Source organism: Martelella sp. NC20 (assembly GCF_013459645.1).
Taxonomy (GTDB): Bacteria; Pseudomonadota; Alphaproteobacteria; order Rhizobiales; family Rhizobiaceae; genus Martelella.
Window position 1 is genome coordinate 1,310,375 of the sequence record NZ_CP054861.1, and the last position, 24,810, is coordinate 1,335,184.

Consider the following 24,810-nt stretch of genomic DNA (forward strand, 5'->3'; position numbering starts at 1 on the left):
TTCCAGAGTGCTTTCGCCCCTGAAGGATGAGCCGACACGCTTTGTTTTCGCATGACGACCGGCTTGGCATCCGGCAGGCCGGACCCGCTCTTTACCTAGTGCGTTTGAGCCGATTTTTCAAATCATGCGCCTCTTGAAATGCCGGGAGCGCCGCGATAGGTGTTGATGAGCTCTAACGGGGTGCGATTTTCGCTGAGAGGCCTGAGGCCAACCCGAAGAACCTGATCCGGCTAGCACCGGCGGAGGGATTAGAGGCGCAGGACGCCGTTTTCCCCTTCAGTCACGGAACACAAAGGAGGCGTCATGATCCATCGCTCAGCCATCGCAATTCTGGCGCTCGCAGCCCTTCCGGCCCTGCCGGCGGCAGCCCAGGAGGGCAAGGTCCTCACCGTCTACACCTATGAAAGCTTCAATGCCGAATGGGGGCCCGGACCGCTGGTGAAGGCGGCCTTCGAGAAGACCTGCGGCTGCACGCTGAAATTCGTCAGCGTCCAGGATGGCGTCGCCCTTCTCAACCGGCTGAAGCTTGAGGGGCAGTCGAGCCCGGCCGACATCGTTCTCGGCCTCGACAACAACCTGATCCACGAGGCGAAGGAAACCGGCTTTTTCGCAGACTCCGGGGTCTCGACCGAGAATACCGAAATTCCCGGCGGTTTTTCCGACGAAGTGTTCGTGCCCTTCGATTACGGCTGGTTCGACATCGTCTATGACACCGAAAGCATCGACGCGCCGCCGACCACGCTCGACGAACTGGTCAACGGACCCGCCGGCGAGAAGCTGGTGATCGAGGACCCGCGCACCTCCACGCCCGGGCTCGGCATGCTGCTGTGGATGAAATCGGTCTATGGCGATGACGCCGCCCAGCAGTGGAAAAAACTCTCCGACCGGATCCTGACGGTCGCGCCGGGCTGGTCGGAGGCCTACGGGCTGTTTACCAGCGGCGAGGCGCCGATGGTGCTGTCCTACACCACCTCGCCGGCCTATCACGAGATCGCCGAGGGCAGCGATCGCTACAAGGCGATCGATTTCAAGGACGGGCTCTATATCCAGATCGAGGTCGCCGGCATGACCGCCATGGCCGATGATCCCGCGCTTGCGAAATCCTTCCTCGAATTCATCCTGACCCCCGGTTTTCAGGACGCGATCCCGACCCATAACTGGATGATGCCGGCAGCCGCCACCACCGATCCGCTGCCCGCCGCCTTCGCGGATGCGGTCAAGCCCGAAAAGACCCTGCAATTTTCACCGGACGTGGTCGCCGAAAACCGTCAGAAATGGATCGATGAATGGCTGAACGCCATGAGCGCGCGGTGAGTGCGGCTGTTTCCGTCTCAAGCTTCGGGCAGCGCCGCGACACACGGCCGCGCCGCATAGCCCCCCAATCTTCTCGCCCCGGAGGGGAGAGATGTCGCGACAGCGACAGTGAGGGGCGAGTCCATCCCCGCGAACGCCCTCACAATCCGAAACGCTGCATTACCCTCACTGCCCCTTTCGGGGCATCTCTCCGGCAGGCGGGAGAGAGTATCGGGAGCAAGACGCCACGCCCATATGCAACAGAACTGCTCCTTGAGGGGCGAGGTGGTCGGCCGATTCTGCGAAGGGTCGCATATCCATCCTCCAAATGCTGCCGGGCCGACCCGCCCGGCAGCGCCTGAGACGGAGGCCGCGCCCCGTGTTCCTGTCCCCCTCCGAGCGCCGTCGCAGTTACGGCTACGGCATCGTCGCCCTTGCCGGCGTGGTCGGCTTTATCGTGATCGCGATTGTGGCGCTGTCCGGTTTCGGGCGGCTGCAGGCGTCGATCGCGGTCTTTGACGAGCCCTATGTCTGGCGCATCCTGCGCTTCACGCTCTGGCAGGCCACGTTGTCGACGCTGATTTCGGTAGCGCTCGCCATCCCCGTCGCCCGGGCGCTGGCGCGGCGGCCGCATTTTCCGGGCCGGCTCTGGATCGTGCGGCTGATGGCCGTGCCGCTTGGCCTGCCGGTCTTGATCGGCGCGCTCGGGCTGATCGGCATCTGGGGCCGGCAGGGGATATTCAACGATCTGCTGACATTTGCGGGCTTTGGTCGTCCACTGCAAATTTATGGCCTGCAGGGCATTCTGCTCGCCCATGTCTATTTCAACCTGCCGCTCGCCGCCCGCCTGTTCCTGGCGGGGCTTGAACGGGTGCCGCAGGAATATTTCAAATCGGCGGCGATGCTTTCAATGCCCGGACGCGCGGTGTTCCGCTTCATCGAATGGCCGGTGATCGCGCCGCTGATTGCAGGCGTCGCCGGGCTGATCTTCATGCTCTGCGCCACCTCGTTCACGCTGGTGCTTATCCTCGGCGGCGGGCCGGCTGCGACCACGATCGAGGTCGCGATCTATCAGGCGCTGCGCTTCGATTTCAATCCCGCGCGCGCCGTCGCCCTTGCCGGCATGCAGATCGGGCTGACCGGTATGGTGCTGACAGCACTCGCCTTTCTGCCCAAGGCCGCCGATCCCGGCACGAGCGCCGATACCGCCCTTGCCCGCCCGGATGGCGCCGGCCGGCTCAGGGTCGCGGCCGATACCGGCCTGATCGCGCTTTTCACGGTCTTTCTGGCTCTGCCGCTCGCCATCATCGTCATCAAGGGCGTCGAGGCCGACCTCCTCAAGCTGCTCGGCGAGCGGATATTTCTCAGCGCCACCGCGACAAGCCTTGCGATCGCGTTCGGCGCGGCTCTGATATCGCTTTCCGTTGCGCTCGCCTTCATCACCGCCACCGGGGCGGTGGCCGCGGCGAAGCGACCGAACGTCGCCGAGCGCGGTTTCAGCGCGACGATGGCGGCGATGGGGTCGCTGGTGCTGCTGGTGCCGCCGATCGTGCTGGGAACCGGCTGGTTCCTGCTGCTGCGCCCCTTTGGCCTGACGGATGCCGCCGCGCCGCTGGTGGTCGCCGGCATCAATGCGCTGATGGCGCTGCCCTTCGTGCTGCGGGTGCTCGCGCCGGCAATCGCCGTCCACCGGGCGCGCACCGCGCGGCTTTCGGCAAGCCTCGGCCTGTCCGGTCTCGCCAGAATGCGGATCGTCGACTGGCCGGGTCTGAAAAAGCCGCTTTCGACCGCGCTTTCCTTCGCCACGGCGCTGTCGCTCGGCGATCTCGGCGCCGTGGCGCTGTTCGGCGGCGATGACCTGACAACGCTGCCCTGGCTGCTCTACAGCCGGCTCGGCAGCTACCGCACGGACGATGCCAACGGGCTGGCGCTTCTTCTTGGCGCGATCTGCCTTGTCCTGATGGTTGCCGGCACTCGTCAGCCTGCCGCGCGATGACAAAGGAAGCGACAATGCCCGTCGATATTACCCTCCGCGATGTGGCTCTCCGGCTCGGGGAGAAGAATTTTCTCTTCGACGGCCGGATCGAGGGGGCAAAGGTGAGTGCGGTGACCGGCCGCTCCGGCTCCGGCAAATCGACGCTCCTGAACCTGATCGCCGGCTTCGAGAAGCCCGATAGCGGCGATGTCCTGATCGCCGGGGAGCGCGTGAACGCGCTTCATGTTTCGAAACGGCCGGTAACGGTGGTGTTTCAGGACAACAACCTGTTTGCCCATCTCGATATCTTCACCAATGTCGGCCTCGGCCTTGATCCCGCCCTGAAGCTCGACGATGCCGGACGGGAAAGGGTGCGCGATGCGCTGGAGCGGGTCGGGCTGGCGGGCTATGACAAGCGCCGGCCGGCGACGCTGTCCGGCGGAGAGCGCCAGCGCGCGGCCTTTGCCCGGGCGCTGGTGCGCGACCGGCCGGTTCTGCTGCTCGACGAGCCCTTCGCCGCCCTCGATCCCGAAATGCGCGGCGAGATGGGCAGGCTGCTGCTTGAACTTCACCGCGAATCCGGCAATACCGTCGTTATCATCTCGCACGAGCCGGACGAGGTGGAGGCGATTGCCGACCACCGTCTGGTTGTCGAGGATGGACGACTTTCCGCGCGCTATTGACCCTTGGCGCACTGAACGTCAAATATGATAGAGTGAAACAAGCGCCGGGCGGCTCGCGCCGGACCGCAGTGAGCAGGGACGCGTTCCTTCGAACGCGACAGGCATGGTAAATTTGGTCGGCCGCGGCCGCAGGCAAGACAGACGCAGGCGCTTCCTGCCGGGAGTGCGGCCCTCGGTGTTCGTCCTGATCGGCGCGCTGGGGCTTTCCTCATGCCAGACCAACGACACGTTCTTTATCCTGCCGGAAACCCCGGCCGCTGCCGAGCAGACCGTCGACGCGCTGACCCGCAACGATCCGAACGCGGCAATGGGCGCGCGCGAGCATCCGCGCATTCTCGAGAATTACGGTGGTCAGTACCGCGATCCGCAGGTGGAAAAGCTGGTGGCCCGCGTGGCGGGAGCGCTGACGGCCGTGTCGGAAAATCCGCGCCAGACCTACCGGATCACGATCCTGAATTCGCCGAGCATCAACGCCTTCGCGCTGCCGGGCGGTTATCTCTATGTCACGCGCGGGCTGCTGGCGCTTGCCACCGACGCCTCCGAGATCGCCGCCGTGCTGTCGCACGAGATGGCCCATGTGACCGCCAATCACGGCATCGAGCGCCAGCGCCGCGAGGAAGCGGAAGCGATTTCCAACGAGGTGATTTCCGAGGTGCTGCCGGGCAATCCGGAGGTCGGCCAGATCGCCGCGCGCGGCAAGCTGCGCCTCGCCGCCTTCTCGCGCCAGCAGGAGCTGGAGGCCGACGCGATCGGTATCCGCATGCTGGCGGAAGCCGGCTACGATCCCTATGCCGCATCGCGTTTCCTGCGTTCGATGGCGGCCTATGCGCAATATGAATCGACCGGGGCGGAAGGCGAGAGCCTGGACTTCCTGTCAAGCCATCCCAATACGCCGCGGCGTATCGAGCTTGCCGCCGAACAGGCTGCGCTCTATGCCAATGTCGGCGCCACAGAGATCGGGCGCGAGTATTTCCTGAACGGAATCAATGGCCTGCTTTACGGCAGCAATCCGGAGCAGGGCTATATCCGCAACCGTGATTTCTATCATCCGAAACTGCAGATCGCCTTTGAGGTGCCGCCCGGCTTCGTGATGACCGACAAGGCCAATGCGGTGGTGGCCACCGGCCCCGGCGATGTCGCGATCCGTTTCGACGGGGTCAAGGCCAATGGCCGGCGCAACCTCGAGGATTATATCAGGAGCGGCTGGGTGACGGGACTGGTGGATGGCTCGGTTCAGACCACCACCGTCAACGGAATGTCGGCCGCAACCGCGAAGGCGGTCGCCGGCGACTGGGTTTTCGATGTGACCGTGATCCGCGACGGCGGCGACATATACCGCCTGCTGACCGCCGCTCCGCGCGGCAGCGGCGCGCTGGAGGACGTTGCCTTCTCCGTCCGCTCGTCGTTCCACAAGCTGACGCCGGCCGAGGCCGCCGATCTGAAGCCGCTGAGGCTTCGCATCGTTACCGTCAAGCCGGGCGATACGGTTGCCAGCATCGCCGCGCAGATGATGGGAACCAACCGCAAGCTCGCCCTGTTCCAGGTGCTGAACGCATTGCAGCCGGGCGCGACGCTTTCGGCGGGCGACACGGTGAAGATCGTTTCGCAGTAGGGCGCTCAGGCGATCGCGAGCTCGGTGGGCCCGTCCGATGTCATCGCCATTTTCAGCTTTTCAAGCGCCCGGGTTTCGATCTGGCGGACGCGTTCCTTGGAGATGCCGAGTTCGGCGCCGAGTTCGGCGAGCGTGGCGCCGTCATCGGCGAGCTTGCGCGCGCGGATCACGCGGTTCTCCCGCGCCGAGAGCTTGGTGAGCGCGCGCTTCAGCCGAAGATGCAGGCGCTCGCCGTCGATGATGCCGGAAACCTGCTCTTCGGGAAGCGGCGCATCGCAAACCAGGAGATCGATCCGTTCGGCGCCGTCCTCGCCCTCGCTCCCGACAGGGGCCTGAAGCGAAGCGTCATTGCCGGAAAGGCGGGCATCCATGACCTGGACATCCGAAACCGAGACGCCGAGGCTGGCGGCGATCTCCTCGTAGATCGCCTGCGAACTCATGTTCCGGTCGCGCGCCGCGATCTTGGCGCGAAGCCGTCTCAGCTTGAAGAACAGCGCCTTCTGGGTGGAGCTGGTGCCGCCGCGCACGATCGACCAGTTGCGCAGCACGTAGTCCTGCATCGAGGCCCGCACCCACCAGCTGGCATAGGTGGAAAACCGGACGCCGCGCTGATGATCGAACCGGGCGGCCGCTTCCAGCAGGCCGACATAGCCTTCCTGCACCAGATCCGCCCGGGGAAGGCCGAAGCCGCGAAACTTGCCGGCCATCGAGACCACCAGCCTCAGATGCGCCATTGCGATGTCGTCGCGCGCATTGCTGTCGTCCTCGACCCGCCAGCGGGTCGCGAGTTCTGTTTCCTGTTCGCGTGTGAGATAGGGCGCCGCCATCGCTGCGCTGGCAATGCGGTGGTCCTGTACGTCGATATCCATGGCTGAGCTCCCGGAAGGCGCGTTGTTTGGGCCAACGAGTGCTTGGGATCGCGTCAAGCGTGACGCATTTCCCATCGCTCCTCGGTAACTTCAACGCAAACCGGGGCCATTTGGTTCAACATGGATTTCATTTTTTCATATCACAGGGCTGGAACATAAAAAATCCGGCCTAAAAGACCGGATTTTCTACAATCACTGCGGCAAGTTTGGCTTTGTCAGGCGGCTTCCTCGCGGGCGTCGTCTTCGTCTTCGGCGGCCTTGCCGCGCTTGGGACCCTTGGCAAGGTGGGTTTCGATCAGACGGACAGACTCGGTATCCGACATCTTGTTGACGGCGGCGATTTCGCGCGCCATGCGGTCGAGCGCTGCCTCATAGAGCTGGCGTTCGGAATAGGACTGCTCGGGCTGGTTTTCGGCGCGGTAAAGATCGCGAACCACTTCGGCGATCGAGATCAGGTCGCCGGAATTGATCTTGGCGTCATATTCCTGCGCGCGGCGCGACCACATGGTGCGCTTCACGCGGGCCTTGCCCTGCACAACCTTCAGCGCGCGCTCGACGAAATCGGTCTCCGAAAGCTTGCGCATGCCGATGCTCATGGCCTTGGCCACCGGCACTTTCAGGCGCATCTTGTCCTTGTCGAATTCGATAACGAAGAGTTCGAGCTTCATGCCGGCCACTTCCTGCTCCTCGATCGCGCTGATCATGCCAACGCCGTGGGCAGGGTAGACGATGGACTCGCCGGGTTTGAAACCGTGGCGGCCGGCAGGCTTTTTCTGTTGTACTGTCATAGGCTTTCAAAAACTCCCTGTTACGCATCCGGCGGGCGCCGGTTCCGGACATGCATGATCCGGAGGGTGGGGCAACGGAGGTTGCCACCCACTGTTTCCATCGAACGGGCAACGAAAAGCGACACGAAATCCTGATCTGAAGACAAAGGTCTTCAAAAATTCCGATTATTCGACGTTTGGGTTGATTTCTTTCTTCGGCTTTTAGGACAAAGCTGCCGTTTTATGGGTCAGTGCCAATTATATAGCATGTCTCGCAGCAGAAATCAATGAGCCGTGCACCCGTGACGCGCTGTCACCGGCGGGAGAGTGGTCCATGGCCGACACCTAACCGAATTGAAGCGGTTCGCCAAGCCCAAAATTGTACCCCGGCCCGAAAAAAGCGGCGTTCGTTGACGCCCGGTCAACGCATGGGGAACGGGCGTTCGCGTGCCCGTATCAGCCCTGCGGGCAGGGCGTTCAGTCGCCCGCGCCGGGCTTGTCGGAGAAGAATTGCTCGAACTTGTTTTCGACCCCGTCCATCTCTTCCGCTTCGGGAAGCGGCTCTTTCTTGATGGTGATATTGGGCCAGGATTCGGAAAAATCGGCGTTCAGCTTCAACCACTTGTCGAGGCCGGGCTCGGTATCGGGCTTGATCGCCTCGGCCGGACATTCCGGCTCGCAAACGCCGCAGTCGATGCATTCGTCGGGATGGATGACGAGGAAGTTCTCGCCCTCGTAGAAACAGTCCACCGGGCAGACTTCGACGCAATCGGTATATTTGCACTTGATGCAGTTATCGGTCACGACATAGGTCATGAAAGACTCCAGAAAAACGGTCGGTGCCGGCCCGGCAGAACCGAGAACCGGTTTGCCTCGGGCTTTGCATCCATAAACTCTGCCCGGGGAGTACCGACTTTCAAACGGCCGGGCAAGACCATTTCATGCTCGAAACCGGGGCGGGACGGGTAGAACTTTCCAAACTGCGGCGGCCGGTTCAATCGCCGCGCAGTTTCGAAAGGTCGCGGCGTTCCTTCTTGGTCGGCCGTCCGGAGCCCGGAACCCGCTGCGCCTGCTCAAACGCGGTCAGCGCTTCACGCGCTTGCGGCGGCGGGCTGACATCCTCGTACAGCGCCTGCGCCTCCGTAAACGGCCCCCGGCGCATACCCGGCGCGCGCACGATCAGATGAACATCGCGGCGCTCCAGCGAAACGACGAGCCTGTCGCCGTCACCCACCTCGACGCTCGGGCGGACCAGCCGCGATCCGTTGAGCCGGACCTTGCCGTCGCGCACCAGTTTCTGCGCCAGCGAGCGGGTCTTGACGATGCGCGCGAAGAACAGCCATTTGTCGATGCGCTGTCTTGTCGCGGCATCAACCATGACGTTACCGCTTCATCTGCGCCTTCAGCGCGGCGAGCTTTGCAAACGGCGAATCGGGATCGATCGGTTTTTCCTTTTCGCGGCGCGGCGGGCGCTGGTTCGCATGATCGTCATTGCGATCCCGGCGTGGTCCCTTGCCGCCTTTTCCACCCTTGCCGCCCGGGCCGCCCTTGCCGGGCCGCTCGCCCTCGCCACGGCCTTCACCGGGTTCGCCGCCGCCCTTGCGGCCACCCTGCTGCCCGCGTCCGCGGCCTTCGCCGCGTGGCTGGCCGCGACCCTGCTGGGGGCGGTTGTTGCGCTCGTTGCGGCCTGCCTGACGCCACAGCAGAACCGGCTTCGGCTCTTCTTCCGGCTTGTCCTCGGCGGTCGCTTCGGCCTTGTCGACGTCAGGCGCGGAGGGTTCGTCCGTAACCGGCGTCGCGGCAACCTCGGCCGTCGGCTCTTCGGCCGGCGTCTCGGCTACCGGCGTCTCAGCGGTTTCCGTTTCGGCTGCGGAGGTCTCTTCGGAGGCTTCCGCCGCAGCCGGTTCCTGCGCGTCCGTCGAGGCCTCGGCGGCCGGCTTTTCAGCTTCGACGGGTTTTTCGGCGACGGCCTTCCTGGCGACGGTTTCCACCGTCACGCCGCTCGGCGCCTGCCGCGCGGCCCTTTCGGCATCGCGCGCGGTCTGGATTTCGGCAAGCTGCGCGACCTCCTGTTCCGACGCGATATCGGCGCGATAGCCGAGACCCTTGAGGATTTCCTCCATATCGTCGGCGGTGGCGCCGAGGATCGACATCATCGCCGGCGTGGTCACGAAGCGGCGGCCGTCGAATGCGCCTTCCGGCCGGGGCGAGCCCGCTTCCGGCTTCCACTGCGTCAGCGGACGGATGAGATCGGCGAGGCGTTCGAGAATGTCGATACGCACGGCGCGCTTTCCGAGGAAACGGAAACCGGCGAGCTTGTAGAATTCGCGCTCGTAAGTCGGGTCGGTGACGACCGAGGTGCGGCCGGCGGCCAGCACCGAGATCAGGTCGCCATAGCCCGGCTTTTCGACCCCGTCATTCTTCAGCGCCCATAAGAGCGTGATCATTTCGGCGGGCGCGGGCTTCAGCAGGGCGGGCATGAATACATGATAAGCCCCGAAACGCACGCCATAGCGGCGCAGCGAGGCGCGCGCGTCCTGATCCAGCGTTTTCACCTCATTGGCGACATCGCGGCGGAACAGCACGCCATAGGCCTCGACCAGCTGGAAGGCGAGGCCGCGCGCGATGCCCTCAAGGTCTTCGGCGCTGGCAAGATCGTCGAGCGGCTTCAGCACGGTCTGGATCTGGTGGTTGACATAGCGCTCGATGCGGGCTGCGACATGGTCGCGCGCTGCACCCGTCAACTGCTCGTCGGCCAGCACGATCACGCGCGGGCGCAAGATGTTGTCGGAGGCCACCAGACGCGCCACCGGATCGCCGAGCCAGCGCACGGTCGCCGACGCATCGAGCGCCAGGTCGCCATTGCCGGAGGCATGCAGCCGCGCGGCGCGCGCCTCGAACTCCAGCGCCAGCGCTTTCTGTGCGGCCGCTTCTATCGCCTTGGCGTCGGGACCCTCGGCCCCGGCCACGGCTTTGAAACGGAAGCCCGCCAGTTCCCCCACATGATGTCCTTCCACAAAGACATCCCCATTCACGCTCACTTCAGCTTCAAGCATCGCATTCTCTCTCAGGCGCTTCATCAGCACAGATGTCCTGCGGTCAACGAAGCGTTTCGTCAACCTCTCATGCAGCGCATCTGACAGCCGATCCTCGATTTTCCGCGTCTTTTCCTGCCAGTGTGTCGGATCGGCAAGCCATCCGGGCCGGTTCGAAACATAAGTCCATGTTCTGATCTGGGCAATCCGTGCCGACAAAGTATCGATTTCGCCGTCGGTTCGGTCGGCATGCCGGACCTGCTGTGCGAGAAAATCCTCGTCCACCGTGCCGCGCTCGACAAGGTCGAGATAGAGCGAGGCGATCAGTTCGGCGTGCTGGGCGGGCGTGATCCGGCGGTAATCCGGCAGCGCGCAGGCGTCCCAGAGAAGTTCGATCCGGGCGCGCCGGTCCGCCTTGCCGGCGACGTCCGGATTGCGGGCCAGGAATTCAAGCGCGCGCTGGTCGACGGCAGGCAGCGCCCGCGTCAGTCCCTGCACGCGCGGCACGTCGTCAAGGCTTGCCTTCAGGCTTTGCAGCGAGGAGAAATCGAGCGCCTTGGAGCGCCATTGCAGCACCCTGACGGGATCGAAATGGTGCGATTGCAGCCGGTCCACCAGTTCATCGTCGAACGGGGCGACCCGGCTGGTCACGCCGAACGTGCCGTCGCGCATATGCCGCCCGGCGCGGCCGGCGATCTGGCCGAGCTCGCCGGGATTGAGGTTGCGATATTGATGGCCGTCGAACTTGCGGTCCTGGGCGAAGGCGACATGGTCGACATCGAGGTTGAGACCCATGCCGATCGCGTCGGTCGCCACCAGATATTCGACATCGCCGTTCTGGTAGAGTTCGACCTGGGCGTTGCGGGTGCGCGGGCTGAGCGCGCCGAGCACAACGGCCGCGCCGCCGCGCTGGCGGCGGATCAGTTCCGCGATCCCGTAGACCTCCTCGGTGGAAAAGGCGACGACCGCCGAGCGCCTTGGCAGGCGGGTGATCCGCTTCTGCCCGGCATAGAAAAGCTGCGACAGCCGGGGCCGCTCGACCACGGAGATGCCCGGAAGCAGTTTCTGCAGGATCGGGCGCATGGTGGCCGAGCCTAGAAGCAGCGTCTCCTCGCGTCCGCGCAAGTGCAGGATGCGGTCGGTGAAGATGTGTCCGCGCTCGAGATCGCCGGCAAGCTGGACCTCGTCGATCGCGACGAAGGCGACATCGGCCTCGCGCGGCATGGCCTCCACGGTGCAGACGCTGAAGCGCGCTTTCGGCGGGGCAATCTTCTCCTCGCCGGTGATCAGAGCGACATTGTTGACGCCGACGCGCTCGACGATGCGGGCATAGACCTCGCGGGCAAGCAGCCTCAACGGCAGGCCGATCACGCCGGAGGAATGCGCCACCATGCGCTCGATCGCGAAATGGGTTTTGCCGGTATTGGTCGGACCGAGCATCGCGGTGACGCCGCGTCCGCTCAAGATCATTGCTTCAGAATTCAATGTCCGGTCCCAAATCATGTGGCCGGGGCCAAACGCTCGCCCCCGACGGTCTTTCTTCGCTGCGCGAAACGGCTCCGTCAGTCCGCGGCAGCCGCTTTTCCTATAGATGGCCTGCCCCCGCCCGACAAGCAAGGGGAACCCGCAATTTCAGCCGCGAAAATGCCCTCCCGTTAAGATTTGGAACAGAAGCGAACGAATCACAGACGAATCGCTGACTCTGCTGTTTTCCTGATTTGTTCACGGCTAGATGTTGCGAAAAATGGCGGCACCCTGTCCACATCTGGATTCGGATTTTTGGGGGAATGCGGCGAACGGCCGGATTCGGGTCCGGCGTTAACCATATGCCTCAACCCGCCAGCAGGCCCGTCCGGCGCAGATCGTCGAGGCAGGAGCAGGCCATGCACGCGCCAGTTCGCCAGATCGCGCCGCATCCGGCCAAGCGTGAATTGCAAACCGCTGCCATTCGTGAGGTTTTCCCGCGCTTGCTCAAAACGTGCCTTTCATGCTGACCGTCAACGCCGTCATCGGCCTTGCCACCGGGTTTTCGACCGGTCGCGCGACGGCCTATCTTCTCAAGGTGAAGAGGCTTGCGAATGCCCGCGAAAGCAGCGCCCGTTAACTTTCGGGCCAAAGCCGGAACGAATCAGCGACGAATCGCTTACCTGCCGGTTTTCCTGTTTTGTTCACCGCTATATGTGGCGGAATAAGGTTTTGTTAACCATAGATTTCAGGCGGTTGCCGCCGGCAGCGGCGGCCGCCGTTAATCATTTTTCCAGCGTGCCGGGAACGCAGGGCGGGAACAAATTTCGACAAGCCCGCGTTTACTATCCGACCATTCCAATGGAGAGGGAAAGATATGTTGGGCACCATTCTTCTTATTATTCTGATATTGCTTCTGATCGGCGCACTGCCACGTTGGGGCCATTCCACCAACTGGGGCTATGGGCCGTCGGGCGGTCTCGGCCTCGTGCTGCTGATCGTCATAATCCTGCTGCTGGCAGGCTATATCTGACCAGGCTATATCTGACAAAGAACATTGGAGACCTGAACTTATGAAAAAGACCGTTCTCGCCATCGCGATCCTTCTTCCGCTGGCTGCATGCTCGACGACGCAGCGCAACGCCACAATCGGCGGCGGCCTTGGCGTGGCAACCGGCGCCGCCTTGACGGGCGATGCTACCGGTGCTGTTGCCGGCGGCCTTATCGGCGCTGGCGTTGGCGCGGCAACCGCAAGGTAAGACAGGATCGCGCCGGCAGCGTCTTGTATGCCGGCGCCATCGAAAGCGGCGCGCGCCTCTGGCTGTCGCGTCAAGATCGGCTCGCAGCACCCCACGCTCGCCGATCCAGGCGTCGCCACGTGCGACGCCTTCTTTTTGCCTTCAGGGCCGTTCCACGCACATGGCGATGCCCATGCCGCCGCCGATACAGAGCGTGGCAAGGCCCTTCTTCGCATCGCGGCGGCGCATTTCGTAAAGCAGCGTCGTCAGCACCCGCGCGCCGGACGCGCCGATCGGGTGGCCGAGCGCGATCGCCCCGCCATTGACGTTGACCTTTTCGGGATCGAGCCCGAGGTCGCGCACGACCGCGCAGGCCTGCGCCGCAAACGCCTCGTTGGCCTCGATCAGGTCGAGATCGCCAACCTGCCATCCGGCCTTCGTCAGCGCCTTTTTCGAGGCCGGGATCGGGCCCGTGCCCATGATCTGCGGATCGACGCCGGCCGTCGCCCATGAGACGATCCGCGCCAACGGTTCGATCCCGCGCTTTTGCGCATTGGCTTCGTCCATCAGCACAAGCGCCGCCGCGCCGTCATTGATGCCCGAGGCATTGCCGGCGGTCACGCTGCCGCCGTCCATGAAGGCGGGCCGCAGCCGCTCCAGCCCTTCCGGCGTCATGCCCTCGCGGATGCCTTCATCCTGGTCGATCACCGTTTCGGATTTGCGCGCGGCGACCGTGACCGGCACGATCTCATCGGCGAAGCGACCGGCGGCGCGGGCGGCCTCGGCGCGGTTTTGCGAGCGGGCGGCATAGTCATCCTGCATCGCCCGCGTCAGGCCCCAGCGCTCGGCGATATTCTCCGCGGTGATGCCCATATGATAGCCATAGAACGCATCGACCAGGCCGTCCTTCAGCATGGTGTCGACCATGGTGGCATCGCCCATGCGCGTTGCGCTGCGAAGATTGGCGCAATGCGGCGACAGCGACATCGATTCCTGTCCGCCCGCCACGACGATTTCGGCATCGCCGGCAAGGATCTGCTGCATGCCGAGCGCGACGGCCCGGAGCCCCGATCCGCAGAGCTGGTTGATGACGATCGCGGTCTTTTCCGCCGGCATGCCGGCCGCCATCGCCGCCTGGCGTGCGGGGTTCTGGCCGGCGCCGGCGGTCAGCACCTGGCCGAGGATCGCCTCGTCGACCTCCGCCGGCGAAACCCCCGCCCGGAAAAGCGCTTCGGCGATCGCGACGGCGCCGAGTTCATGGGCGGCCACGCCCGAAAGCGCACCGCCCAGAACGCCGATGGGCGTGCGCGCCGCGCCTGCAATAACAATTGCCGAACCGGACATTTCACTCTCTCCCCAATTCACGACAGCGGCAATGTGCAGAAGCCGGTCCGCGAAGTCAAACCGCCCGCCGCCGCCGCTTTTCCCGGTGAGGCAGGCGGCATTGCCGCCATCGCTGCATTGCGACAAAATCATTGTACCAGGGCGTTTTTTAAGGTTACATCTGAGCCGGGAAGAGGAAACAGATCGCGGGGAGGAGGCATAATGCCCGTAAGCGACGGACCGACCATCATCAAGAAATACGCCAACCGCCGGCTCTACAATACCGGCACCAGCAGTTACGTGACGCTGGAAGACCTGGCCGACATGGTGAAAAGAGGAGAGGATTTCACCGTCAAGGACGCCAGGGCCGGCGACGACATCACCCACACCGTGCTGACCCAGATCATCTTCGAACAGGAGGCGAAATCCGATCAGGCGATCCTGCCGGTTTCGTTCCTGCGCGAGATCATCGGCTATTACGGCGACCAGATGCAGGCGATGCTGCCCGGCTTTCTCGACAACGCCATGAAGGCGTTCTCCGAGCAGCAGACCCATATGCGCGAGCAGATGGACAAGGCGCTCTACGCCAATCCGCTGAAGCGGGAATATTACCGCAAGGAGGAGGCCGCGCGTCAGGCCGGTCTCGGCGCCACCAGCTACCGCGCCGCGGCAGACGAGGAAGACCTCGACGGCATGCACAACGCGGCAGCCGGCGACCTCGACGATCTGAGGCGGCAGTTGCGGGTTCTGCAGGACCGTATCGACAATATGTGAGAAAAAGCGGGCTCACGTTTCGGTGAAACGCGGGCCCGCATTCAGATGCAGATAGCTGTTTTTTGAAGACGGCAATCAATTTGCGGCGTTACGCAATTCCCTGACCCGCGTCTTGTCGAGGTTTGTGCGATTGCCATCACGATCAAATGGTTCTTTGAAGGTGAAGGCGAACGGCGAGGCGCCGTGGTCATGAAGAAATTCGTACCGCTCCACACCCTCGGCCCAGATCGGACGACGCTCGACATCAGCGTGCCACCACATCACCAGCGGCGGCCAGTCGCCCTGTCTGAACCACTCCCGACCACGGCGAATTGCTTCGGCATGCAATCCGGAATAGGTGAAGGCATAGAGCGCCTCGATATCCGTCCAGAGCGACAGTGTTGCCGGAGCCCATCCATCGCCACGGTCATCGTAGAACCGAGGATAGACTTCCTCTCCCCACGCAAGAGGCCCGGCATCTGATGCATAGCCGGAACGCGCAATCAAACCCTCGGCAACATCGACGATGCCGAAGATCGGGTCATTAATATCCCGGAATCCGTCATTGGCCTCGTCATCGGCAGGCTTGATGAACTGTCCGAAAGTATAAAGTGCAAGAAGCATCGTGCGCAGTTCCTCACTACGGACCTCGGGTCGCCTTTCGACCGTGTGCTTGCTGCGAAACACAATATTTTCGCTGCCTGAAACATACAAAAAAGCAGACCCGGAGAAAACCGGACCTGCATCAATTAAACAAAAAACCGCCCCGAGGGGCGGCTTTTTCAATTCAGCGGAAACGGGCCTGATGGATCAGGCGCTTTCCTTCGGCGTCAGAACCTGGCGGCCGCGATACATACCGGTCTTCAGATCGATATGGTGCGGACGGCGCAGTTCGCCGGAGTTCTTGTCTTCGACATAGGTCGGAGCCTTGAGAGCGTCGGCAGAACGGCGCATACCGCGCTTCGACGGGGTCGTTTTTCTTTTCGGTACAGCCATTGGAACTACTCCATTTGGGGCAAGGCTCAATCATCGGCGGGTGAAACCACCGCAAGATCGCCCTTAGAATACTTGAAATTTGGCGCGCTTATACAGGGCAAACGGAGGTTTGACCAGTCCCCCCGGCATTTTTTTGACTCATTCGGAAGCCGGGCGGAAGCCGGGCGGACACTTGGCGCAAACCCGGCTCAGACTTCGTCTTCGGGAACCACCCAGCTTTCGGCAAGCGCGCCGTCGCGCCAGCGCTGGAACGCCGGCAGGCTTCTGATCGCGTTCATATAGGCCGCCGATGTGGTGCTGTCGGTCAGTTCATAGACCTCGAACCGGTTGACGACCGGCGCATACATCGCATCGGCCGCCGAAAAACTGCCGAACAGGAACGGCCCGCCGGATGTCTCGAGCGCGTCCGCCCACAGCGTTTCGATGCGCCGGACATCGGCCCTGACGGCGTCGTCCACGGCCAAAGGGGCGGGCTTGCGGCCGAAATTCATCGGGCAGGCGCCGCGCAACGCCCGGAAGCCTGCGTGCATTTCCGCCGAGATGGCGCGCGCCGCCGCCCGTTCGATCCTGTCGTCGGGCCAGAGCTGGGCCTCGGGATAGAGTTCGCCGACATATTCGATGATCGCGAGCGATTCCCAGACCCGGAAGTTGCCGTGATGCAGCACCGGCACCTGGCCGACGGGCGAGACCTCGCGGAAGCGCGGATTGCCGGCGGGAAAATCGAACGGGATCAGCACTTCCTTGAACGGAATGCCGGCGGCCTCCATCGCCAGCCATGGCCTGAGCGACCAGGAGGAATATTTCTTGTTGCCGATATAAAGCGTCAGATCGCTCATGCCTCACCCTTCCGATCCCGTTTGCGCGGGAGTTAACCCGATTTCGGCGTCCGGCACCAACAATATTGTCGAATGTCAATCATAAAGGCAGCTTATATAGCCGCCCGAGCGCGATGCCAGCCGTTCCACCCTGGCCGCGAGATTGCGCATATGGCCGCTGGGCGCTGCCGCCTGCCGGCCCACGGGATCGGGCAGCGAGACGGCGAGCAGCGCCGCCTGGCGGGCATTGAGACTGGCTGCGGACACGCCGAACTGTTCGCGTGCTGCCGCCTCGATGCCGAAGGTTTCCGGCCCCCATTGGGCGATGTTGAGATAGATTTCCATGATCCGCCGCTTGGGCCAGACAATATCGGCGGTGATCGCCAGCGGCAGTTCGAGCGCCTTGCGGAGATAGGAGCGGCTGTTCCAGAGATAGAGGTTCTTGACCGTCTGCATCGGTATGGTGCTGGCCCCGCGCACGGATTTCCCGGCAAGCGCATCCTCGACCACGGCCTTGTATTCGCCCCAGTCGACGCCGTCATGATTGCAGAACTGCCCGTCCTCCGACATCATCACCGATTGCACCAGCACCGGCGCGATCGCGTCGAACGGCACCCATTGCCGGTCGTAGCCGGAAAACAGCCGGGCGAGCATCGGCACCGAGACCGGATGGACGAAGGATGGCCGGTAGAGCGGCAGCAGCAGGTAGGGCAGCAACACGATCACGATGACGGCGATCACGCCGTAGCGGATCAGACGGCGGAAAGGCGAACGGCGCGGGGCCTCGTCGTCATCGTCTTCCGGCATCTCGTCATGGCGCATCGGTTCATTGGCTTTCGTGAAATCCGCCCCTTCCATAGCGTGAAGCGGGCGCCAAGAAAAGGCGCGGTCGGCCCTGCGCGAAACGTGCGGAAAACCGCTTGAACGCCGCCCGCCCGCATGCCAAGACATGGCCCCATGTCAGATGCCGAATTCACCCACCGCCTTGCCAGCGCCCGACAGGATGTCGAAGCCTGCCTCGACCGATTGCTCGGTCCAGAGCCGCTTGTCGGTGAAACGGCGCGGCCCGAAGCGCTGATGGCGGCGATCCGTCACGGGGTGCTGAACGGCGGAAAGCGTTTCCGGCCGTTTCTGGTGATCGAGTCCACGCGGCTTCTGGACGGGCGGCAAGACGCGGCGCTGCGCGTGGCCGCAGCCCTTGAATGCATCCATTGCTATTCGCTGATCCATGACGACCTGCCGGCCATGGATGACGACGATCTGCGCCGGGGACGGCCGACCGTGCACAAGGCGTTCGACGAGGCCGCCGCCATTCTCGCCGGCGACAGCCTGCTGACGCTTGCCTTCGATATCATCGCCGATGACGCGACCGGGCTTACGCCCGCCGCGCGTCTTGCCCTTGTCAGCGCGCTGTCGCGGGCCTCGGGCATTGGCGGCATGGCGGGGGGGCAGGCGCTCGATCTCGCCGCGGAGAAGACGCCCCCGGATGAGGCCGGTATCGTGACCCTGCAGGCGATGAAGACCGGCGCGCTGATCCGGTTCGCAACGGAAGCGGGCGCGATCATTTCCGGTGCGGGCGTAGACGATCGCGCCCGGCTTGCCCGTTTCGGCGCGGTGATCGGCCTTGCCTTTCAACTGGCCGACGACCTTCTCGACCTGAGGGCCGACGCCGCAACCATGGGCAAGGCGACCGGCAAGGATGCCGGGCGCGGCAAGGGTACGCTGGTGTCGCTGCACGGCGAAGCATGGGCCGAGCGCCGGCTGTCGGAACTGGTCGATGAGGCCGAGACCCTGCTTGCCCCGTTCGGCGCGCGGGCCGCGACGCTGATCGCCGCGGCCCGTTTCGTGGCCTCACGCGAGAACTGAGGTCCCGCCCCGTTGCCCGCCCCGTTGCCCGCCCGGTTGATTGACTGACGACAGCCGTCAGAACGCGGCTTCGTCGAGTGCCATCATGCTGTCCTTGCCCGAGCGGATCGTGGCGACGAGGCCTGCCGCCTGCGGCAGAAGCCGGGTCATGAAGAACCGCGCGGTGACGAGCTTGGCGCGATAGAACTCGGGATCGTCGGCATTGCCATCAAGCGCCGCATAAGCGGTCTTCGCCGATTTCAGCCACATATGGCCAAGCGCCACCAGACCAAACAGGCGCAGGTAATCGGTTGCCGCGGCCCCGGCCTCCTCGGGGTCCTTCAGGCCCTTCTGCGCAAGTTCGCCGGTGCAGAGCTGGAGCCCCTGGAAGGCCCTGGAAAGCGGTGCCGCCAGTTCGCCAAGGCGCGGATCGGCGGATGCTGCCTCCAGTTCTGCCTGGACCGGGTGGAAGAAGGATCTCAGCAGCCGTCCGCCATGGGCCGGCATCTTGCGACCCACGAGATCGAGCGCCTGAACGCCGTTGGTGCCCTCGTAGATCATCGAAATCCGGCAATCGCGGACATATTGCTCCATGCCGTGGTCGCGGATGAAGCCGTGGCCGCCATAGACCTGCATGCCGAGATTGGCGCATTCATAGCCGAGATCGGTAAACAGCGCCTTGACCACCGGCGTCATCAGCGCGGTGAAATCCTCGGCCTTGCGGCGGGTCTCGGCGTCGGGGTGGACCCTGGCGATATCGATATTGCGCGCCACCCAGCCGCAAAGCGCCCGGCAACCCTCGACATAGGCCCGCATCGTCATCAGCATGCGCCGCACGTCGGGATGGACGATGATCGGGTCGGCGGGTTTTTCGGGATGTTTCGCGCCGGAAAGCGCGCGGCCCTGAAGCCGTTCCCTGGCATAGGCCACCGCGCCCTGATAGGCGGCCTCGGCGATGCCGATACCCTGGACGCCGACCGAAAGCCGTTCGCTGTTCATCATCGTGAACATCGCGCGCATGCCCTTGTGCGGCTCGCCGACCAGCCAGCCGGTGGCATCGTCGAAGGCGAGCTGGCAGGTGGCAGACGCCTTGATGCCCATCTTGTGCTCGATGCCGGCGCAGGAAACGCCGTTGCGCGCACCCGGCCTGCCATCGCCGTCGGGCAGGAATTTCGGCACCAGAAACAGGCTGATGCCCTTGACGCCTTCCGGCGCATCGGGAAGCCGCGCCAGCACGAGGTGGATGATGTTTTCGGAAAGGTCATGATCGCCGGCGGAAATGAAGATCTTCGAGCCGGTGATCCTGTAGCTGCCGTCGTCCTGCGGCACGGCGCGGGTGCGCAGCAGGCCGAGATCGGTGCCGCAATGGGCCTCGGTCAGGCACATCGTCCCGGTCCAGACGCCTTCCACCAGCTTCGGCATATAGAGCTGTTTCAGCGCGTCGCTCGCATGATGTTCGAGTGCCTCGCAGGCGCCGTGGGTCAGCCCCGGATAGAGGCCGAAGGCGAGGTTGGAGGCGCAATGCATCTCCTCGATGCACTTGTTGAGAAGCTGGGGAAGACCCTGTCCGCCCCATTCCGGCGAGGCCGAAATCGCGGTCCAACCGCCTTCGGCAAATGCCTTGTAGGCCTCGGGGAAGCCCTTCGGCGTGGTGACGACGCCATTTTCGAGCCGGCAACCCTCGGCGTCGCCGCTGGCGTTCAGCGGCAGCAGCACTTCGGTGCAGAACCGGCCGGCTTCCTCCAGGATCGTGTCGGCGAGATCGGGCGTGACCTCCTCAAAACCCGGCAGGCCGGCATAGTCGTCAAAGCCGTTCAACTCGTGCAGGGCAAAGCGCATATCCCTGATCGGTGCGTTATAGATTTGCATGGCATCAGTTCCTCAACGGTTTTCCGGTTTCGATCAGGCTCTCGAAACGGGCGAGAGTCTTCTCGTTGCGGACCAGGCGCATGAAGCTGTCGAATTCGAGCTTCAGGATCGCGTCTTCACTCACGGTATCGATGATGTCGGTGTCGCCGCCGGAAAGCACGGTGGCGAGTTCGCCCGCGACCGTCAGGTCGTGGGGCGTGGCAATGCCGCGCCGCGCGAAACCTTCCGCCGCCGTCAGCATGGCCACCCGTCCGGACGGGCCGGGAAGCCGGACCTCCCGGGGTTCCGGCGGAGTATAGCCGTCGACAAGGCCAAGCGCCTTCGCCTTGGCATCGGCCAGCAGGCGATAGCGGTTCATGGTGATGCCGTCGTTCCTGCCAAGGAACATCAGGTCCCTCGCGTCGTCGGCCGATTTCGAGACGGTCGCGGTCGAGATCATCTCGAAGACCTTGGCCGCCGCCGGCATCGGGCCGTTGGGCAGCTTGCCGCTTGTCTGCCAGCGCGTCAGCATTTCCTTGCAGCCGCCCCAGGCCGGCACCAGCCCGACGCCGCATTCCACAAGACCGATATAGCTTTCGGCATGGGCCTGCACCGCATCGGAATGCAGCAGGATCTCGCACCCGCCGCCAAGCGCCATGCCGGCGGGTGCGGCGACGACCGGGAACGGGGCGTATTTCATCTTCCGATAGGTGTGCTGACCGCCCGTCACCAGCTTCTCGATCTGGCCGAAGGCCGCGATATTGGCGGAAAACAGCGCGAGCGCGAGATTGGCCCCGGCCGAGAAATGCCGGCCTTCATTATAGATCACCATCGCCTTGTAGTCGCGGGTCACCAGGTCGACCGCATCGCTGATCATCGCCATCACCTGCTCGTCCATCGTATTGGACTTGGAGGTGAATTCCAGGCAGACGACGCCGTCGCCGATATCCCAGAGCGCGGCGGACCCGTTCTTCAGCACCGGCTTTGCGCCGAGCCTGATATCCTCGAGCATGAGGATGCCGTCCGGGCGGATGACGTCGCGGTAGCTGCCGTCCGGCTGCAGCGCCTGTTTGCGGCCGTTCTCGACGCGGTAGAAGCTCTTGTCCCCGAGTGTTTCGAGAAGCTCCGGCCCGGCGATGCCATTGGCGCGCATCGCATCCACCAGCCATTGGCCGCCGATCATGTCGATCAGCTCGAACGGGCCGTAGCGCCAGTTGTAGCCGAGCCGCATCACCTCGTCGATCGCGGCGATATCGTCGGCGGCATCGCCGACGAGGCTTGCCGCATAGGCGAGCGTATTGGTCATCACCGCCGTGGCATAGCGGCCAAGCCGGTTGTCGATCTCCATCACCGCGCGCGGTTTGCGGGCGGCGTCAAAGGCGGGGTCGGCGGGCTTTTGCGCGGGCCGGTATTCACCGCTCTCAAGGTCGATCGTCTCCTTGATCTTCCTGCCGTCATCCGTCCGTTTCAGCCGGTAGAACCCGCCCTTGCCCTTGCGGCCGGTATAGCCCTCGGCGATCATCTTGTTGAGGAGCGGCAGGTCCTTGTTGGTGTCATGGAACATGTCGCCATCGGGCAGCGCTGCCTTGAGGCTTGCGCCGATATGGGGCATCAGGTCGAGGCCGACGAGATCGACCAGGCCGAATATGCCGGTCTTCGGAATGCCGAACGGTCGGCCCATCACGGCGTCGGCCTCCTCCACCGTCAGGCCCAGTTCCATCGCGTGGATCATGCCAAGCTGCAGCCATACCGTGCCGAGACGGTTGGCGACGAAGCCGGGGCGGTCATTGCAGACAACGACGCTCTTGCCGAGCGTCCGGTCGGCGAAATCGCTGACGGAAGCGGTCTTTTGCGCATCGGTTTCACCCGCCGTCACCAGTTCCATCAGCCGCATGTAGCGCGGCGGATTGAAAAAATGAGTGATCATGAAATCGCGGCGGAACCGGCCCGGCATGCCCTCGACCAGATGCGACAGCTGGATAGTCGAGGTATTGGACGAGACGACGCTCGTCTCCTTGCGAACGGCATCGACGCGGCGGTAGAGCGCCTGTTTCAGGTCGTGCCTTTCGATGATCGCCTCGATGATCCAGTCGACGTCGGCAAGGCTTTCGAGATGGTCCTCGATATTGCCGGTCGTCACCAGCCGGGCCGCCCGTTGCGACATGAACGGGGCAGGCGATGCCTTCTTCATGCGCGCAAGCGCGGTTTCGGCGATCACGTTGCGGTTGGCTGCGCCCTCGGGCACGATGTCGAGCAGCATCACGGGAATGCCGGCATTGGCCACTTGCGCGGCAATGCCGGAACCCATGACGCCGGCGCCGATGACGGCGACTTTCGCGATCGGTTCCATCACACGCGCTCCAGAATGGTTGCGATGCCCTGGCCGCCGCCAATGCACTGGGTGGCCAGCGCATAGCGCCCGCCCTCGCGCTTGAGCAGCGATGCGGCCTTGCCGACGATGCGCGCGCCGGTGGCGCCCAGCGGATGCCCGAGCGCGATCGCGCCGCCATCGATGTTGACGATATCCTGATTGATACCGAGGTCGCGCATGCAGGCGATCGACTGGCTGGCGAAGGCTTCGTTGAGTTCGACCACGCCGATCTCGTCGATCCCGATGCCGGCGCGAGACAGCGCCTTTTTCGTCGCGTTCACGGGTCCGATCCCCATGATCTCCGGATCGCATCCGGCAACGGCCGTCGATCTGACGAGGGCAAGGGGCTCGAGCCGGTTCCTCTCGGCATAGGCCAGCGAGCAGACCAGCAGCGCCGAAGCCCCGTCTGTGAGCGGGGAGGAGGTTCCGGCCGTCACCGTTCCATCCGTCGAAAAGGCGGGCTTCAGGCCGGCCAATATCTCCCCGGTGGTCTCGGCCCGGATGCAGCCGTCCTCGCTGATTTCGGCGCCGTTCGCCCTGATGGGCACGATCTCGTCGCTGAATTTTCCGGCCGCGCGGGCCTCGGCCGCGCGTTGCTGGCTTGCCACCGCAAAGCGCTCCTGCTCCTCGCGCGAGATCTGCCAGCGGCGGGCGATGTTCTCGGCCGTATCGCCCATGCTCATATAGGCGCCGGGAACCTTCTCGTTGAGCGCCGGATTGGGAAGCGGGTTGAACCCCGACATCGGCACCCGGCTCATGCTCTCGACGCCGGCGCAGATGAAGGCCTCGCCGGCCCCGAGCGCGATCTGGCCCGCGGCGATGTGCACGGACTGCATCGATGAGCCGCAGAAGCGGTTGACCGTGACGCCCGCGATCGATTGCGGCAGATCTGCGAGCAGCACCACGAGGCGTGCGAGATTGAAGCCCTGTTCGGCCTCGGGAAAGGCGCAGCCGAGGATCAGGTCCTCGATGTCGCCCGGGTCGATGCCGGCCTTCTCGATGAGGCTGGCGATGACCCGCGCGGCCAGATCGTCGGGGCGCACCCGGGCAAGCGCGCCCTTGTGTGCAAGTGTGAACGGCGAGCGCTGATAGCCCGCGATAACGATGGGTGACGTCATGTCATCCTCCCAGATGGATGTGAAGTTGGAAGAGTGGGGTGGGCTGGCAGCGCCGGTCGGGCTGCCGGGGCCTGGCGTCGCGCGGGAAACGCGGCGGCCATCTGCTTCGGGCACACACGGAAGCCAGGCCGCTCCTGGTGGAATCGCGGCTTCGCTCCGTCTGTCTGTGTTGCCGCATTCCTGCGGATGTCGGGTGGACCCGCCCTTGCGGGAAACGCTCCGGAGCCTGTCCGCATTTTGTTGAATCGCGAACAGGCTCCAACCTTTTGTTTTTCCGCGCGTCCGGACGGAAAACCGGTGTCCGCTTTTCCTGGACGCGCTCTAGCGCACAGGCCCGGCGAGCCGCGCCTCGGCCTCCTGTTCGGCCCGTCTCAGTTCGGCAAGCGTCTGGTCGATGGCCTGTCGCTGGTCTTCGAGGTTGGCGATACGCTCGCGCAGCGATTGCAGCAGCGCTTTCATCTGTTTGTGCTGGGTGCCGTCGACATTGTAGAGGTCCAGAAACGACTTGATTTCCTGAAGCGAAAAGCCGAGCCGCTTGCCGCGCAGGATCAGGATCAGCCGGGCTCTGTCGCGCTGGGTATAGATCCGGGTCGTGCCGGCGCGGCCGGGCGTGATCAACCCCTTGGTCTCGTAGAAGCGAAGCGCGCGGGGCGTCAGTCCGAGTTCTTCTGCCAACTGGGTGACGGTGAGAAACTGCTCGGTCACGGGCAACCTTTTGGTTCAGGGTTTGCGGATAAGGGAAGGCGGCGGTGCGGGCGGGCGTCGAAGCCGGTCCGTACGCAAAGCCGGATCGTATTTCAACCCG

General features: G+C 64.0%; 22 protein-coding genes and 1 riboswitch. Of the genes, 8 read left to right on the forward strand and 14 right to left on the reverse strand.

Annotated features, from left to right (window positions below; all coding sequences use genetic code 11):
- Positions 1 to 166 precede the first annotated feature (166 nt).
- A riboswitch (TPP riboswitch) is annotated at positions 167 to 265 on the forward strand.
- A 38-nt stretch (positions 266 to 303) separates the two neighbouring features.
- The 4 genes from thiB to HQ843_RS06335 all read left to right on the forward strand — a co-directional run bounded on the left by thiB (position 304) and on the right by HQ843_RS06335 (position 5,563).
- Positions 304 to 1,314 carry a thiamine ABC transporter substrate binding subunit gene (gene thiB / locus HQ843_RS06320; protein WP_180899311.1) on the forward strand — a complete coding sequence of 337 codons (1,011 nt, stop codon included), beginning with the start codon at positions 304 to 306 and terminating at the stop codon, positions 1,312 to 1,314.
- 358 nt (positions 1,315 to 1,672) lie between these two features.
- Complete coding sequence (gene thiP / locus HQ843_RS06325) at positions 1,673 to 3,289, forward strand: thiamine/thiamine pyrophosphate ABC transporter permease (RefSeq protein WP_180899310.1); 1,617 nt, start codon at positions 1,673 to 1,675, stop codon at positions 3,287 to 3,289.
- Positions 3,290 to 3,303: 14 nt separating this feature from the next.
- The gene (locus HQ843_RS06330; RefSeq protein WP_180899309.1) at positions 3,304 to 3,951 is read left to right on the forward strand and encodes a thiamine ABC transporter ATP-binding protein; all 648 of its coding nucleotides are present in this window, start codon (positions 3,304 to 3,306) and stop codon (positions 3,949 to 3,951) included.
- Between the two features lie 103 nt (positions 3,952 to 4,054).
- On the forward strand, positions 4,055 to 5,563 hold the full coding sequence (locus HQ843_RS06335; protein WP_180899308.1) for a M48 family metalloprotease: 1,509 nt from the start codon (positions 4,055 to 4,057) through the stop codon (positions 5,561 to 5,563).
- A 5-nt stretch (positions 5,564 to 5,568) separates the two neighbouring features.
- On the opposite strand, the gene HQ843_RS06340 is transcribed toward HQ843_RS06335, so the two are convergent.
- The 5 genes from HQ843_RS06340 to HQ843_RS06360 form a co-directional block, all read right to left on the reverse strand.
- Positions 5,569 to 6,432: an RNA polymerase factor sigma-32 gene (locus HQ843_RS06340; RefSeq protein ID WP_180899307.1), complete on the reverse strand. Its 864-nt coding sequence runs from the start codon at positions 6,430 to 6,432 to the stop codon at positions 5,569 to 5,571.
- A 215-nt stretch (positions 6,433 to 6,647) separates the two neighbouring features.
- Complete coding sequence (locus tag HQ843_RS06345) at positions 6,648 to 7,220, reverse strand: CarD family transcriptional regulator (protein WP_018067479.1); 573 nt, start codon at positions 7,218 to 7,220, stop codon at positions 6,648 to 6,650.
- Between the two features lie 456 nt (positions 7,221 to 7,676).
- Entirely contained in the window at positions 7,677 to 8,015 is a 339-nt protein-coding gene (gene fdxA / locus HQ843_RS06350; RefSeq protein WP_180899306.1) for a ferredoxin FdxA, read from the reverse strand.
- Positions 8,016 to 8,193: 178 nt separating this feature from the next.
- Positions 8,194 to 8,577: an RNA-binding S4 domain-containing protein gene (locus tag HQ843_RS06355; protein ID WP_180899305.1), complete on the reverse strand. Its 384-nt coding sequence runs from the start codon at positions 8,575 to 8,577 to the stop codon at positions 8,194 to 8,196.
- Positions 8,578 to 8,581: 4 nt separating this feature from the next.
- Positions 8,582 to 11,704: a helicase-related protein gene (locus HQ843_RS06360; protein ID WP_180903509.1), complete on the reverse strand. Its 3,123-nt coding sequence runs from the start codon at positions 11,702 to 11,704 to the stop codon at positions 8,582 to 8,584.
- Positions 11,705 to 12,575: 871 nt separating this feature from the next.
- Here HQ843_RS06360 and HQ843_RS06365 point away from each other — a divergent pair.
- Both HQ843_RS06365 and HQ843_RS06370 read left to right on the forward strand, forming a co-directional pair.
- Entirely contained in the window at positions 12,576 to 12,731 is a 156-nt protein-coding gene (locus HQ843_RS06365; RefSeq protein WP_180899304.1) for a DUF3309 family protein, read from the forward strand.
- A 40-nt stretch (positions 12,732 to 12,771) separates the two neighbouring features.
- Entirely contained in the window at positions 12,772 to 12,957 is a 186-nt protein-coding gene (locus HQ843_RS06370; protein ID WP_180899303.1) for a hypothetical protein, read from the forward strand.
- Between the two features lie 141 nt (positions 12,958 to 13,098).
- On the opposite strand, the gene HQ843_RS06375 is transcribed toward HQ843_RS06370, so the two are convergent.
- Positions 13,099 to 14,280: an acetyl-CoA C-acetyltransferase gene (locus HQ843_RS06375; protein ID WP_180899302.1), complete on the reverse strand. Its 1,182-nt coding sequence runs from the start codon at positions 14,278 to 14,280 to the stop codon at positions 13,099 to 13,101.
- Positions 14,281 to 14,481: 201 nt separating this feature from the next.
- On the opposite strand from HQ843_RS06375, the gene phaR reads away from it, so the two are divergent.
- Positions 14,482 to 15,033 (forward strand): polyhydroxyalkanoate synthesis repressor PhaR, encoded by a 552-nt coding sequence (gene phaR / locus HQ843_RS06380; protein WP_180899301.1) that lies wholly within the window; start codon positions 14,482 to 14,484, stop codon positions 15,031 to 15,033.
- Between the two features lie 75 nt (positions 15,034 to 15,108).
- Here the strand turns inward: phaR and HQ843_RS06385 are convergent, their stop codons facing one another.
- From HQ843_RS06385 to HQ843_RS06400, 4 genes are all read right to left on the reverse strand, one after another.
- Positions 15,109 to 15,636, reverse strand: a complete 528-nt coding sequence (locus HQ843_RS06385) for a DUF3291 domain-containing protein (RefSeq protein WP_180902300.1) — start codon at positions 15,634 to 15,636, stop codon at positions 15,109 to 15,111.
- Positions 15,637 to 15,822: 186 nt separating this feature from the next.
- Entirely contained in the window at positions 15,823 to 16,008 is a 186-nt protein-coding gene (gene rpmF, locus HQ843_RS06390; protein ID WP_097106820.1) for a 50S ribosomal protein L32, read from the reverse strand.
- 188 nt (positions 16,009 to 16,196) lie between these two features.
- Positions 16,197 to 16,844: a glutathione S-transferase family protein gene (locus HQ843_RS06395; RefSeq protein ID WP_180899300.1), complete on the reverse strand. Its 648-nt coding sequence runs from the start codon at positions 16,842 to 16,844 to the stop codon at positions 16,197 to 16,199.
- 75 nt (positions 16,845 to 16,919) lie between these two features.
- On the reverse strand, positions 16,920 to 17,645 hold the full coding sequence (locus HQ843_RS06400; protein ID WP_180899299.1) for a biosynthetic peptidoglycan transglycosylase: 726 nt from the start codon (positions 17,643 to 17,645) through the stop codon (positions 16,920 to 16,922).
- A gap of 135 nt (positions 17,646 to 17,780) precedes the next feature.
- Here HQ843_RS06400 and HQ843_RS06405 point away from each other — a divergent pair, with 135 nt between their 5' ends.
- Positions 17,781 to 18,689 (forward strand): polyprenyl synthetase family protein, encoded by a 909-nt coding sequence (locus HQ843_RS06405; protein WP_180899298.1) that lies wholly within the window; start codon positions 17,781 to 17,783, stop codon positions 18,687 to 18,689.
- Positions 18,690 to 18,746: 57 nt separating this feature from the next.
- On the opposite strand, the gene HQ843_RS06410 is transcribed toward HQ843_RS06405, so the two are convergent.
- From HQ843_RS06410 to HQ843_RS06425, 4 genes are all read right to left on the reverse strand, one after another.
- Positions 18,747 to 20,537, reverse strand: coding sequence for an acyl-CoA dehydrogenase C-terminal domain-containing protein (locus tag HQ843_RS06410; RefSeq protein WP_180899297.1), 1,791 nt, complete (start codon positions 20,535 to 20,537; stop codon positions 18,747 to 18,749).
- A gap of 4 nt (positions 20,538 to 20,541) precedes the next feature.
- Entirely contained in the window at positions 20,542 to 22,866 is a 2,325-nt protein-coding gene (locus tag HQ843_RS06415; RefSeq protein ID WP_180899296.1) for a 3-hydroxyacyl-CoA dehydrogenase/enoyl-CoA hydratase family protein, read from the reverse strand.
- Positions 22,866 to 24,005 carry a thiolase family protein gene (locus tag HQ843_RS06420; protein ID WP_180903427.1) on the reverse strand — a complete coding sequence of 380 codons (1,140 nt, stop codon included), beginning with the start codon at positions 24,003 to 24,005 and terminating at the stop codon, positions 22,866 to 22,868. Before HQ843_RS06420 ends, HQ843_RS06415 begins: the two co-directional genes overlap by 1 nt.
- A 321-nt stretch (positions 24,006 to 24,326) precedes the next feature.
- Entirely contained in the window at positions 24,327 to 24,710 is a 384-nt protein-coding gene (locus HQ843_RS06425) for a MerR family transcriptional regulator (protein ID WP_180899295.1), read from the reverse strand.
- Positions 24,711 to 24,810: the final 100 nt, after the last annotated feature.